The sequence below is a fragment of the Bacillus sp. ISL-34 genome (assembly GCF_018613325.1).
Lineage (GTDB): Bacteria > Bacillota > Bacilli > Bacillales > DSM-1321 > Peribacillus.
Genome location: NZ_JAGGQJ010000022.1, coordinates 14,190 through 27,101, shown reverse-complemented (window position 1 = coordinate 27,101; position 12,912 = coordinate 14,190). Strand labels below are relative to the sequence as shown.

The 12,912-nt window shown below is 38.1% G+C and carries 12 protein-coding genes and 2 pseudogenes; 7 read left to right on the top strand and 7 right to left on the bottom strand.

Translation table 11 applies throughout. The features are described from left to right. The first annotated feature begins 390 nt into the window (after nucleotides 1–390). The 3 genes from J7E52_RS15520 (at nucleotide 391) to J7E52_RS15510 (ending at nucleotide 2,888) form a co-directional block, all read left to right on the top strand. Nucleotides 391–999, top strand: coding sequence for a transglutaminase-like domain-containing protein (locus J7E52_RS15520; protein WP_396020284.1), 609 nt, complete (start codon nucleotides 391–393; stop codon nucleotides 997–999). A gap of 230 nt (nucleotides 1,000–1,229) precedes the next feature. After that, a complete protein-coding gene (locus J7E52_RS15515) occupies nucleotides 1,230–1,994 on the top strand; it encodes a DeoR/GlpR family DNA-binding transcription regulator (RefSeq protein ID WP_214748211.1) in 765 nt (254 codons plus the stop codon). Nucleotides 1,995–2,093: 99 nt separating this feature from the next. Then, nucleotides 2,094–2,888 (top strand): HAD family hydrolase, encoded by a 795-nt coding sequence (locus J7E52_RS15510; protein WP_214748208.1) that lies wholly within the window; start codon nucleotides 2,094–2,096, stop codon nucleotides 2,886–2,888. A 569-nt stretch (nucleotides 2,889–3,457) separates the two neighbouring features. Here J7E52_RS15510 and J7E52_RS15505 read toward each other — a convergent pair. Further along, nucleotides 3,458–4,718: pseudogene (locus tag J7E52_RS15505) on the bottom strand (IS110 family RNA-guided transposase). A 277-nt stretch (nucleotides 4,719–4,995) separates the two neighbouring features. Here J7E52_RS15505 and mntA point away from each other — a divergent pair. From mntA to xerS, 4 genes and pseudogenes are all read left to right on the top strand, one after another. Further along, nucleotides 4,996–5,403: a type VII toxin-antitoxin system MntA family adenylyltransferase antitoxin gene (gene mntA, locus J7E52_RS15500; protein WP_214748205.1), complete on the top strand. Its 408-nt coding sequence runs from the start codon at nucleotides 4,996–4,998 to the stop codon at nucleotides 5,401–5,403. Next, nucleotides 5,393–5,796: pseudogene (gene hepT, locus J7E52_RS15495) on the top strand (type VII toxin-antitoxin system HepT family RNase toxin). The gene mntA and the pseudogene hepT overlap by 11 nt, the downstream one beginning before the upstream one ends. A 12-nt stretch (nucleotides 5,797–5,808) precedes the next feature. Next, entirely contained in the window at nucleotides 5,809–5,973 is a 165-nt protein-coding gene (locus J7E52_RS15490; RefSeq protein WP_214748202.1) for a hypothetical protein, read from the top strand. A 135-nt stretch (nucleotides 5,974–6,108) separates the two neighbouring features. Continuing rightward, nucleotides 6,109–7,236, top strand: a complete 1,128-nt coding sequence (gene xerS, locus J7E52_RS15485) for a tyrosine recombinase XerS (RefSeq protein ID WP_214748199.1) — start codon at nucleotides 6,109–6,111, stop codon at nucleotides 7,234–7,236. A gap of 64 nt (nucleotides 7,237–7,300) precedes the next feature. On the opposite strand, the gene J7E52_RS15480 is transcribed toward xerS, so the two are convergent. The 6 genes from J7E52_RS15480 to J7E52_RS15455 form a co-directional block, all read right to left on the bottom strand. After that, the gene (locus tag J7E52_RS15480) at nucleotides 7,301–8,164 is read right to left on the bottom strand and encodes a class II fructose-bisphosphate aldolase (RefSeq protein ID WP_096340520.1); all 864 of its coding nucleotides are present in this window, start codon (nucleotides 8,162–8,164) and stop codon (nucleotides 7,301–7,303) included. 174 nt (nucleotides 8,165–8,338) lie between these two features. Further along, complete coding sequence (gene rpiB / locus J7E52_RS15475) at nucleotides 8,339–8,776, bottom strand: ribose 5-phosphate isomerase B (protein ID WP_214748196.1); 438 nt, start codon at nucleotides 8,774–8,776, stop codon at nucleotides 8,339–8,341. 146 nt (nucleotides 8,777–8,922) lie between these two features. Next, nucleotides 8,923–9,882 carry a 6-phosphofructokinase gene (gene pfkA / locus J7E52_RS15470; RefSeq protein ID WP_214748193.1) on the bottom strand — a complete coding sequence of 320 codons (960 nt, stop codon included), beginning with the start codon at nucleotides 9,880–9,882 and terminating at the stop codon, nucleotides 8,923–8,925. 250 nt (nucleotides 9,883–10,132) lie between these two features. Next, nucleotides 10,133–10,894 (bottom strand): SDR family NAD(P)-dependent oxidoreductase, encoded by a 762-nt coding sequence (locus J7E52_RS15465; RefSeq protein WP_214748189.1) that lies wholly within the window; start codon nucleotides 10,892–10,894, stop codon nucleotides 10,133–10,135. Between the two features lie 129 nt (nucleotides 10,895–11,023). Next, the gene (locus J7E52_RS15460; RefSeq protein WP_095394096.1) at nucleotides 11,024–11,974 is read right to left on the bottom strand and encodes a transketolase family protein; all 951 of its coding nucleotides are present in this window, start codon (nucleotides 11,972–11,974) and stop codon (nucleotides 11,024–11,026) included. Further along, nucleotides 11,974–12,804: a transketolase gene (locus J7E52_RS15455; protein WP_082854670.1), complete on the bottom strand. Its 831-nt coding sequence runs from the start codon at nucleotides 12,802–12,804 to the stop codon at nucleotides 11,974–11,976. Before J7E52_RS15455 ends, J7E52_RS15460 begins: the two co-directional genes overlap by 1 nt. Nucleotides 12,805–12,912 lie beyond the last annotated feature (108 nt).

Below are 12,912 nucleotides of genomic sequence, written 5' to 3'. Positions count from 1 at the left end.
TCACCTTTCGCTACATCCAGACCAACCACTGGATTCATTTTTTATCTCCTCCAAAAACATATTATTGCCGGTAACCCCTAATCCTTCTTGCAGTATCATATCTTCGCTTGTTATACGAGATCTTTGTCCCAACCAGCCTAATCATGTTTCTACAAGTAGGGGGCGAACTGTTTAGTTGACGGGGTCCAAGCCCCACGGGCAGGAACGTTCTACCCCGGCTACCGTTATCATATATCGATATAAAAATTGTTCAACCAGAAATAACTGGCTGACCTTTATAATACGAAAGGGGCAGGATAGTTGAACAGTACACCTATAAATTCAGTTCTCATTAATATAAAATAATATAAATATATACATTTTTATACAAAATAGGAGTGGGTGGAGTTAGTGAATATGATTTGTGAGTCAGAAAAATCGGATGATTATCTACTTGAAATAAGTGAAGTCAATTATTCTAACCCTTTAATTAGAGCAAAGGTGGATGACCTTTTCGAACCTTCTCAAACAGAAATTGAAAAAGCAAAAGTAGCTTTTGAATTTGTTCGTGACGAAATATCTCATTCTTGGGATATTCAAGGGAAACGTGTTACTTGTAATGCATCAGATGTATTAGCCTATAAAGAGGGGATTTGCTATGCAAAATCAAATCTATTCGCATCCTTATTACGATCGCAAGGCATACCAACAGGTTTCTGCTATCAAAGATTGATGTTGTTTGATACACCGGAAAAGGGGTATTGTATTCACGCTTTAAATGCTGTTTTCCTAAAACCAATTAATAAATGGGTAAGATTAGATGCTCGTGGAAATAAAAAGGGGATTGATGCTCAATTTTCAATTGATGAAGAAAAATTAGCATTTCACACTCATGAGGAATTTGATGAAAAGGACTATCCAGTTATCTATACAAAGCCACATCCCAAAACGATAGCTGTATTAGAGGAACATAATGATGTAATAGAAATGTATAAACATCATTTACCTGAGAGTTTATAGTTATTTCACTAACAGGTGCGTAAGGTCGGAGCTGTCTTTAAGGCAGCTCTTTCTTTATGCAACTAACGGGCAGGTTACTTGAAGAAGGTTATATTAAAGGTTCTTTACTAGCATCAATCTATATTAAATGACTTAAAATGACTTATAATAAGTATCCTTTTAGAATTTTTACTTATAATCACTTTAATTTTTACTTAAAATAACTTATGATTAAGTTAAGGAGGTTGAAAATGAATCAAGAAGAACGATTGATAAGAATCCTTAACTATTTAGAAACTCATAAAACAATGAACATCAAACAGATGTGTGAATCATTTGATATTTCTCGTGATACTGCAAGAAGGGATATAGTAGAGCTTACAAAGCAAGAAATGGTAGTTAGAACTCATGGTGGAGTTGCATTACAATCATTTCATAAAAAAATTGATGATTATCGGTATCGATCAAACACCGAATCAGAAACAAAGAAATTAATTGGAAAAAAAGCTGCAAGTATGATAACGGATAATGAAATGATTTATTTAGACGTTTCAACCACAGTCAATTTTATAGCTCAATTCTTAAAAGCGAGACAAGTGACCATTGTAACCAATTCAATTGATAGTGCTTATGTATTGGCTCAATCAGAAGATACAACTATACACGTTTTGGGAGGTATTTTAAATAAATCAACTCGACATGTCACAGGATTCTCGTCCATAGAAAAACTAAAAGATTACCATTTCAATAAGGTGTTTATTGGAGCTGCAGGTATTACGGAAGACGGCATTTATTATGGGTCTGAAGAAGATATTTACTTTAAGAGGGAATTAATAAAACGTACTGATCAAGTCTTCTTATTGATAGACCATACAAAACACAATCATCGACAGAATTACAGAGCTTTAACATTTGAATCCATTGATACCATTATTACCAATCAACCAATATTCAATAATTTATATAGATTTTTAGAAGAACAGGGTGTGGAAGTGCTAGTTACAGATACAGAATAAAAACATTCTGATCAGAGGACTGATTACTTTCCAACTGATGAATTTAAAAGCATTGACCAGTTTGACATTGAATTATTTAACAACGAGAGGAGTATAAAGATGATTAAATTGTTAGTTAGTGATTTAGATGGAACGTTAATTGATAAAAACAAACAAGTGGCTCCGCATGACCTTGAGGCATTGAAAAAATTACGGGAACATAATGTAGACATCTGCCTTGCCTCAGGAAGAATGGACAACGAAATTTTGGAAGTGGCTAAGGCCATTGGAGACCAGTTCCACCGCGTGAGCCAAAACGGAGCGTTTGTCATAACCAATGAACACGTTTCTCTTCATTCACAAACGTTTGAACACGAGCTTGCAAAAAGGCTTTATGAATCGACTTGTTCAGATCGAAACATCACAATCATTTGTTCCGATAACACCAACTTTGTGGCACAAATAGATGATGTCATAAGGAAAATCGAGGAACGCTTTTTCTTTCCGATTAAGGAGGAAAGCGACATGGTAAAGGCAATTGGCAAATCCCTTGTTCCTTCCAAAATTTCGGTATTGGGCCATCATGAGGAAATATCGGAAATGCAGCAAGCAATTCAAGATGTTTTTCACGAAGATGTTGATACATTCGTTTCTGAAGAAGGCTGTCTTGACATTATGCCGAAAAATATCAGTAAAGGAAATGCCTTATTAATCCTTTTAAAACACTTACAACTCACTCCCGAAGAAATCGCATGCATCGGTGATTCTTTTAATGACATCCCTATGTTTAAACTAACACCAAACAGCTTTGCAATGTCGCATGGCCATGAAGATGTCAAAAAAGAAGCATCATATGTCGTTGAGACGGTTAGTGAAGCAGTGAAGATGATTTTTGAAAAAAATGCCCGTGATTAAACGTGATCAAATTATAAGCAAATCAAAAGCGCTCGTTTAAGGGCGAAGTGCATGAACTTTTAGGGTGCAGGATGTGTAAACATGTTACTGATAAGCTGTCCTTTGAATATTAGGAGGAATTAGCTAAAAGTAAATTTAAAAAAGAGAAGGCATAATTATTTATTTTTCTTAATGAACTCCCTCAGTTTAATAGATAATACTCACGAATACTCGCTTATTCGCAGGATTTCAAACCACATGGTATAGGTTGCTTTAGATGGACGAAAGAGATAGGACCGTTTTGATAAGATAAGGGCAGATTGAAATAGGGGATCTGTCAAAAATCCCATATTATTACATATACTGCACGCATTCTCCACGCTGCCCCTGGAGGCTTTCCCTCCCATGTCTCAACGGGTCATAATTCTATGCCCTTTCATTCCTTCGTCATGCCTATCCAAGGGGTGGAGGCCGGTTTTGCTAAAGGAACGGGTCATTGCCCTTTTGTTCATTACATCCAGTACTTCGTGCTTTCTTTGAAGTCCTACGAATAAGCCAACTTTCGTTAAAATAACAATGTGAATGTAAATTTACGCTGCTAGTTGTTCAAGAGGGAAGACCATTTCCGGTTTATAGGCAGAGCCATTACGAGCAATACCTACTAGGACACGGGCGAGTTTTCCACAAAGTTTCATGATGGATTTCATTTTCTTAATCTTCTTCACTTTAACATTATTTGAGTGTAGGGCTTTAAACTCAGGGTTATTCATCACCAGACTCATGGTCGCAAGGAAGAGGTAACGCCGTAGGCGTGATCTTCCACGTTTGGCCTTTCCACTTCCCAGAGCTGGCCTCAACGAGATGCAATCCTGCATGACGAAGGAGCGCATTCCCGTGAGCGAACCCACTCAGATCTCCAGCTTCGCCTAAGATGCCCGCCAGTGAAATCTCACTGATTCCTTTAATGGCAAGTATTTGCTTAACGAATGGAATCTTTTCCAAGACATTTGTGACTTCTTGCGTCACTCTTTCGAGTTGTGATGAAGCGAGATCATATTCCTCTAATAACTGTTCCAAGTGAAGTTTATACGCATCAAGGGCTTGTTTCGTACCAATTGAACGCTTGGCCAATGCAAGCAGGGAACGGGCATTTTTATGCCCGGAATGTCGCTTCATACATGATTTCCACCCGGTTACGATATCTTGAGGCTGTAAGGAACATAATTCAGCTGGGGTAGGAAAGAGGCGTAGGGTCGCGATTGCCCCTTTACATGATACGTCTTTAAACACTTGCCGGAGCTCGGGGAAAACAACATCCACCCAGCGATTAATTTGGTTGATGGAGCTAACAAGACGCTTAACGATCACATCTCGGTTAGCCATAAGGACACGAAGTTTTTCAAATGATTCTGAAGTGGAACGAACGAAGGCATAGTAGCCATTCTTCACCATATCAGCGATGACAAGGGCATCTTTTTTATCACTTTTGGATTGCGTATTATCACGATTTTCTTTGTTTCTTTTGACATGATGAGGATTGACCGTGACGACATCCATGTTTTGTTTGACTAGCCACTTTGAGAGGTTTATCCAATAATGACCGGTAGGTTCCATTCCGACTATCGTTGTGTCTAGGTTTTTCATGTGTTTTAGTTCCTGGATCCAGTTTAGTAATCGAGTAAAACCCTCTTCGTTATTTTCAAAAGACAAGGGTTTCCCGGCCACAATGCCCCTAAAGTTTACAGCACGGGCCACGTGTACGTGTTGGGCAATATCCACACCAACAACTAGATGTTGAGGCGTAATTCTCTCAATTAGTTGATTTTGTTTGTTTTGCATTTTAAAATTCATAGTAGGGCTTCCTCCTTAAGATTTTGAGTTAGATTGGTCTCTATACTCGTATCTTACTGAGGGGCTCTATTTTTTTCAAACCTGATATTTAACGATCTACAGGAATGCTAACGGGTGCGTTAGCTGAAGATCGGAGCTGTCTTAAAGGACTTAGATATGATTATCTCTGGTAAAATCACAAGTCCATTTATTCGTAAAATACTCATTTTACGAATAAATGGACATGAGAATGAATGTTTGGTATAATCTTCATATAATAATTAAGGGAGCGTGTCTTATGTATACAGAGATGTTTCAAACCATTCAAGATACTCTCATAAAAAAAATAGATCCCGTTTTCATTATTATTTTTGGTTCCTATGCCAAAAAATCTACACATAAAGACAGTGATATCGATATTGCATTCTACTGTGAGAATCAATCGCTTACTACATATGAAGTTTTTCAGCTGGCACAGGAATTGGCTGATATTCTGAAAATTGAGGTGGATTTGGTCAATATCCGTACAGCATCCACGGTATTTAAAGCCCAGATATATACTACCGGTACCATTATATATTCAGCGAATGACACCCTTCTGAAAAACCTCCAAATGACTGCACTAAGCATGTACGCTAAATCGAATGAGGAACGCGAACATATCTTAAAAAAAATAGGAGAAAGTGGGACCATCTATGAAGAATGATGTGATATTGAACAAAATCAGTGTTATAGAACGCTGCATGAATCGGGTTAAGGTTGTATACGAAAACAATCCAGAAAACCTCAAGGACTATACCAAACAAGACTCCATCACCCTCAATATACAAAGGGCCTGCGAAGCGTCAATCGACTTGGCGATGATATTGTAGCTGAACGGAAATTAGGATTGCCCCAAACCAGCAGAGATGCTTTTGACATGCTTCATGGGGCTTTAATTATCGACGAAAATACGGTCAAACGATTAAAGGCCATGGTGGGTTTCAGAAACATAGCCGTTCATGATTACCAGACGGTGAATATAGACATTTTGCAGCAAATTGTTGTGAACCATCTTGAGGATTTCACAGACTATACTAAACAAATCCTCAAATTCTAATAAAGGGGTTTTATGATGAAATACAAAATTCGTGTTTTTGATCTCCATACAAATAAAGAAACAATCAAGTTCGATGAAGTTTTTGAAACTAAAGATGCTGCTGAATATGCTATCGAAATTCATAAACTTAAAAATCCAGAAAAATATGAGTATGTGAAAGTTCCTGTGAAAAGTTAATTATTTCAGTCCTCTCCTACCGTGGAGGGCTTATTACGTTAGTAGTTAGTAACTTAAACATAATATAATTATGTAAACAACTATTCGTAAAAATTGAATTTTACGCATAAATTAAACTTAAAAAGGAGTCAATCAATGGCCAATACCAGACAACATCAAGTCCATGAGCAGAAATTGGAACAGCTGGTTAAGTCCATGCCTTTCTATATCGTTGAATATGTTGACAATAAATTGGATACCCGTTCCCCTTCCACCCTCTTGAATTACGTTCTTGATTATAAATTATTCTTGGAGTGGCTGATTGCGGAAGGCATTGCTGATCAGGAGCATATTAAAGATATCCCCTTATCCGTGCTGGAAAAGTTGAAATTGATTGAAGCCCAATCCTTTATAAAATTTTTAGAACGGAGAAATATCCCGATCAATAAGAAGGAAACAAAAAAAGCGGAAAAAGTATCCGTCAATCGGAAAATTTCAGCACTACGTTCCCTTTTCAAATATTTAACGACTCAGACAGAAAATGAGGAAGGCGAACCTTACTTCTATCGAAATGTTATGTTGAAAATTGAAGTGAATAAAGTGAAAGAAACGTTGGGGGCACGTGCTTCCAGATTATCGACAAAGATTTTCCACAATGATGAGGATGCCCGGTTTCTTGAATTCGTGAAACATGACTATGAAAAGGAGCTACCTGAAAAGTCCAGGAAACTCATTTACTTTAAAAGGGACAAGGAACGTGATTTTGCGATCTTATCTCTCTTCTTAGGAAGTGGAATTCGAGTGAATGAGTTATCTAACTTAAGGCTACGAGACTTGGATTTCGAGGAAAAACAAATACATGTTTTACGTAAGGGCGGAAAAAAGGATGTAGTGGCTGTCTCTCCTCCGTCCATGCAGGACATAAAAGAATACCTAGCTGTACGAACGGAACGTTATAGGGGATCAAACGAAGATACGGCCTATGTATTCTTGACTAGGGTGAATGATGGAGCCACCCCTCTTTCCAACCGCGCCATCGAGGCTTTAGTAAAGAAATACACGAAGGCCTTTAAGTCCAATAAATCCATGTCTCCACACAAACTGAGGCATACCTATGGAACGAATTTAATGGAACAATCAGGAGATATTCATTTGCTGATGACTCAACTTGGTCATACTTCAACCACAACAGCTGCCCTCTATACAAATCCTGAACAAGAGAAGGCTAAAAAGGCTGCGAAACTGCTGGGAGAGAGAAGAACAAATTATCTTGAAAAGGACTGAATGAAAAAAGAGAAGATTTTTCTAGTCTTCTCTTTTTTAGTTTTGAATGTAAATCTCGATAAAGTTACTGGTACGCTTTGTTTGAAGAACCAAATTCACGAATTTTGCCTATAACTGTTTCTTTAATCGCCTCACGACCTGGACCAATAAATTTACGTGGATCATACACATCAGAGTCTGCATTTAATACTTCACGCACTACTTTTGTAAATGAAATTTGATTTTCTGTATTTACATTGATTTTAGCTGTTCCTAACGAGATTGACTTTTGAATTTGATCTGTTGGGATACCTGTACCACCGTGTAAAACAAGAGGTAAACCGGTTGTTTTACAAATTCGTTTCATCTCTTCAAATCCTAAGTTCGGTTCCCCCTTGTAAGGTCCATGAATAGAACCTAACGCAGGTGCCAAACAATCAATACTAGTAAGCTTCACTAACTCTTCACATTCTTGTGGATCTGCGTAGATAACACCCTCTGCAATCACATCATCTTCCTGTCCACCAACAGTACCTAATTCAGCTTCAACAGATACCCCACGCTCATGAGCATATTCCACTACCATTTTGGTGATTTCCACATTTTCTTTAAATGGATGGTGAGAAGCGTCAATCATCACTGATGTAAACCCAGCTTCAATGGCAGCTTTACATTTTTCAAAACTAGAACCGTGGTCTAAATGGATCGCGACAGGAACAGTGATATTCATTTCCTCGATAAGAACTTTTACCATCGCAGTTACTACTTTAAATCCACCTACATAACGAGCTGCCCCCTCAGATACACCGAGGATAACTGGAGATTTTTCTTCTTGAGCTGCAGCTAAAATAGCCTGTGTCCATTCCAAATTATTGATGTTGAATTGGCCAACCGCATACCCTTCTACTAACGCCTTGTTTAACATCTCTTTCATTGAAGTTAAAGCCATATTAATATCCCCCTTAATAATAGACCCAAACCTTTTATTTTTTGTAAGGGTCGTTATGTAAATCAATCATACATACTATTTACAACTTATATCCCAATTTTTTGTATACGATAATTGTATTCGCCAGTGTTCTATAACCAACTATTCTATGCATAGTACATGTCAGTATTCAATTTATGCTTCATATGTTCTTATTTTATTGATACGGTTTTTATGTCTACCACCATCAAAAGGTGTTGTTAACCATATTTTTGCAATATCACGAGCTAGACCTGGACCAATCACACGCTCTCCCATAGCTAATATGTTGGTATCGTTATGTTCTCTCGTTGCCTTAGCACTAAACTTATCATGCACAAGTGCACAACGTATTCCCTTTACTTTGTTGGCTGCAATGCTCATTCCAATACCTGTTCCGCAAATTAAGATCCCACGGTCCACTTCTCCTTTTGCAACCTTTTCAGCTACTGGCAGGGCATAATCCGGATAGTCAACAGATGTACTGCACTCACAGCCCATATCTTCATATTCAATATTCATTTCTTTTAACAGAGAAATAATCTCTTTACGAATATTTATACCACCGTGATCAGAAGCAATGACTACTTTCATATTTTCTTCCTCCTAAGTTACTGCGCTTGATTCCGAGAACCAAAAAGAGTATTTTTTTCACCCACTGTAGCTTTAATCGCTCCCGGCCGGGTAGGATATGTTTCCTCCTAATTTATCATGATTTACATAGATTTCTGCTTCTTCCACTATATAGATAGAGTTCGTGCTAATTGATACAAGGACATATCAATTTCATGAACTTGTTTCTCAGCTTGCTCAAAAGATTTATAGACAATTTTCCCACTATTAAAACCTACCATATTCCCGCCATGTCCATCGATTAGCAAATCGACAGCTTTTGCACCCATTTGACTACCTATCATTCGATCGTATGCAGTTGGGGTTCCTCCGCGTTGAAGATAGCCTAAAACAATAACCCTTGTATCTAACTTAAATCGGTCCCTTAATGCAACGCTGATATCCTCAGCTCTACAAACACCTTCGGCAACGACAATAATACTATGCATTTTCCCGCGATTACGCCCACATGTAATTCTTTCAAAAATATCCTCTATTCGATAGGAAGCTTCAGGAATGATAATGGATTCTGCACCTGAACATAATCCAGCCCATAAGGCAATGTCTCCAGCTCCACGTCCCATAACTTCTACAACGGAGGTTCGCTCATGTGAAAAGGCAGTATCACGAATTTTATCAATTGCATCAATCGCAGTACTGACGGCTGTATTAAAACCAATAGAGTACTCTGTACCAGCAATATCATTATCAATTGTCCCAGGTATTCCAACTACTGGAACACCTTTTTTACCTAATTTTCTAGCTCCAATAAAAGAACCATCACCACCAACGACAACCAAACCATCAATTCCATATTTATTTAATTGATTAAAAGCCGTTTTTTGTCCTTCTTCTGTTTTGAATCGTTCACTTCGTGAGGTCCGTAAAATCGTGCCGCCGCGGTGAATAATATCGCCTACACTTCCTAATGTCATCGGAGTGATATATCCTTCTAATAAACCCTCATAACCATTATGAATTCCAAATACATCCATCCCTTTATAAATTCCTCTTCTTACTACCGCACGAATAGCCGCATTCATGCCTGGTGCATCACCACCGCTTGTTAAAACCGCAATTTTCCTCATAATCGGCCTTCTTTCATTCGATATAATCGGATAAGTCTTTATTTGATTCACAAGAATGTATAATTTCTACCACTTATAATAAATTTTAATAGTAATAAACCTTAATCTTGAATGTAAAAGAGGCTGTTCTATAAGTTGACTCCTCGACTTATAGAACAGCCTCTTTTCATGATTAAACCTATTTATGTTTGCATTTATATTAACTTCTTTTGAGGCAATCGTTTTCTGTACGACTAATCATTCGGAGTGATTAGTCCATATGTTGTCCACCGTTGATATCGATATCTTCACCATTGATATAAGCTGCTTCTTCAGATGCTAGGAAAGCGATGGTAGCTGCAATATCTTTTGTTTCCCCTGGTCTTCCGGCTGGAATATTGGCAATAATGCCGTCTGCTTGTTCTTTCGGAAGCGACTTCCAAATTTCAGTGTTGATTAATCCTGGTGCTACTGAGTTTACTGTAATACCATCTTGTGCCACTTCACGAGCCATGTTTTTAGAGAAACCAAGAACCGCAGCTTTTGATGCAGAGTAGTGAGCACCACCGAATACTCCACCGCCACGCTTACCAGATACTGAAGAAAGGTTGATGATTCTTCCGTACTTTTGTTCTTTCATGACTTTCGCAGTTGCTTGAGAACATAGGAATAAACCAAACATATTGACATTGAAGATACGTTTGATATCATCTAGGGTCATATCTTCTACTGTTACTTTTTGTGAAATACCAGCGTTATTTACTAGGATATCAAGACGTCCAAATTCTTTAAGAACCTCTTCAACCATTTTATCTACAGATTCTTTGCTTGTCACATCAAGTTGAACACCTAATACTTGACTGCCCGTTTCTTCTTTAATCACGTCCACTGTCTCTTGAACGCCTTCCATATTAATATCAGCAATAACCACTGCTGCACCTTGACGAGCAAGGGTTAAGGCGATTTCACGTCCAATTCCTTTTGCTGATCCACTTCCTGTTACGATGGCTACACGATTAGTTAATTCAAACATTAATGTATTCCTCCTAGGTTAGGGAAACATGGGGACTGTTCCCATGTTTCCAATTTTAATCTTATAAACTCTTATTTAGTAAACAGAGGGTTCTGATGTTGTTGGAAACTCAAGAACCCTCTCCGTGTTTCAATTTAAAAGTTCTTTTGCATTAGCAACTATGTTTTCTACTGTGATGCCGTTTAGTTCAAGTAACTTTTCATAAGGCGCTGATTGGCCGAATTGGTCTTGAACACCGATACGCTTTACTTTTCCTTTACCGGCTTCAGCTACTACTTCACTTACCGCACTTCCAAGGCCATTAAGGATGTTGTGGTCTTCTACTGTTACGATTTTTCCGATTTCTACGCACTCTAACACAGCTTCTTTATCAAGTGGTTTTATAGTGTGCATGTCTAATAGCTTAACTGAGATGCCTTCTTTTTCTAGTTCTCTGGTAGCTTCTAATGCAAGACGAACAGTGTCACCGTTTGCGATGATTGCAACGTCAGTTCCGTTTTGGATTTCTTTTGCTTTTCCAATTACGAACTCTTCGCTTTCATCATAGATGAATGGCATGGCGTCTCTTGTGAAACGAAGATATACAGGTCCTTGGATTTCTGCAGCTTGAGCGACTAATTTTCTAGTAGAGTTATAATCTGCACCCATAACCACCGTCATGTTCGGAATTGTTCTATATACACCCATATCTTCGATAGCTTGGTGACTCCCACCGTCATTCGCTGGAGTTAAACCACCGTGAGAGCAAGCGATTTTAACATTTAAGTTTGGATAACAAGCTTCTTGGCGAATTTGCTCAGTCATTCGTAATGAACCGAATACAGCGTATGTGCTGATGAATGGAATTTTACCAGTTGCCGCAAGACCTGCAGCTAAACCTGCAGCGTTTTGTTCAGCGATCCCAACGTTTACGTGTTGGTTTGGTAGTTCTTTAGCAAATTTAGTTGTTTTACATGATTTACCGATATCAATATCCACAACATAAATGTCTTTATTATTTTTCCCTAATTCTACAATTTCATCACCGAATGCTTCTCTAGTAGCTTTTTTTGTTTGGATGTCTTTTGCTAAAACTGTCATTATCTTAACCCCCTTGCTACTTCTGCGATTGCTTGTTCATATTGTTCTTTGTTTGGCGCAACTCCGTGCCAATCAACAACATCTTCCATGAATGAAACGCCGCGGCCTTTTACTGTGTTTGCAATAATCGCTTTTGGCCTACCGTTCTTTGAACCTCTAATCTCATCTAATGTAGCTACGATTTCTTCCATTGAATGTCCGTCGATTCTCTTAGTTTCAAAACCGAATGCAGCAAATTTAACTTCTAAATCGTGGTTTGGCATAACTTCTTCGGTTGTACCATCAATTTGAAGACCATTGTCATCAACGAATACAACTAAGTTATCTAGTTGATACTTGGCAGCTGATTGAGCGGCTTCCCAGATTTGACCTTCTTGAGCTTCTCCATCACCAACCATGGCAAATACACGGTAATCTTTCTCATCACGCTTTCCAGCTAATGCCATTCCGACTGCGCAAGATAGTCCTTGACCAAGTGATCCTGTTGAAATATCGATCCCAGGACATTTCTTCATATCAGGATGTCCTTGGAAAGGGGAACCGTATTGTCTTAAGGTATGAATCGTTTCATATGGTACAAATCCCCGCAAAGCTAGTGCAGAATATTGGATTGGACAAACATGTCCTTTTGATAAAACAAATCGATCGCGATCTTCCCATTTTGGATTTTGCGGGTCGATGTTCATTTCTCTAAAGTAAAGAGTGGTAACGATATCTGCAGCAGATAAGGATCCGCCTGGATGTCCCGATTGTGCTTCGTAAACCATTGTTAGTGCTGTTTGTCTAAGCTCGATGGCTTTTTGCTTTAATTCTTCAACACTTAATTTCATTTTTGTCACCTCGGAAGTTTTTTTATAGAATTCTCCTAGTTGTCTTATTATATTGTTGTCTACTTGTCTACTAAGTACCTTATAGGTTTAATATAAATCTATTGTTTA

Excerpts from the sequence above, each read along its gene's own strand:
- rpiB (WP_214748196.1), bottom strand. The coding sequence starts at position 8,776 with ATGAAAGTAGTCATTGCTTCTGATCACGGTGGTATAAATATTCGTAAA.
- J7E52_RS15480 (WP_096340520.1), bottom strand. The coding sequence starts at position 8,164 with ATGGCTTTAACTTCAATGAAAGAGATGTTAAACAAGGCGTTAGTAGAA.
- J7E52_RS15490 (WP_214748202.1), top strand. The coding sequence starts at position 5,809 with ATGATGAAATACAAAATTCGTGTTTTTGATCTCCATACAAATAAAGAA.
- xerS (WP_214748199.1), top strand. The coding sequence starts at position 6,109 with ATGGCCAATACCAGACAACATCAAGTCCATGAGCAGAAATTGGAACAG.
- J7E52_RS15460 (WP_095394096.1), bottom strand. The coding sequence starts at position 11,974 with ATGACAGTTTTAGCAAAAGACATCCAAACAAAAAAAGCTACTAGAGAA.
- mntA (WP_214748205.1), top strand. The coding sequence starts at position 4,996 with ATGTATACAGAGATGTTTCAAACCATTCAAGATACTCTCATAAAAAAA.
- J7E52_RS15465 (WP_214748189.1), bottom strand. The coding sequence starts at position 10,894 with ATGTTTGAATTAACTAATCGTGTAGCCATCGTAACAGGAAGTGGATCA.
- J7E52_RS15455 (WP_082854670.1), bottom strand. The coding sequence starts at position 12,804 with ATGAAATTAAGTGTTGAAGAATTAAAGCAAAAAGCCATCGAGCTTAGA.
- J7E52_RS15510 (WP_214748208.1), top strand. The coding sequence starts at position 2,094 with ATGATTAAATTGTTAGTTAGTGATTTAGATGGAACGTTAATTGATAAA.
- J7E52_RS15515 (WP_214748211.1), top strand. The coding sequence starts at position 1,230 with ATGAATCAAGAAGAACGATTGATAAGAATCCTTAACTATTTAGAAACT.
- pfkA (WP_214748193.1), bottom strand. The coding sequence starts at position 9,882 with ATGAGGAAAATTGCGGTTTTAACAAGCGGTGGTGATGCACCAGGCATG.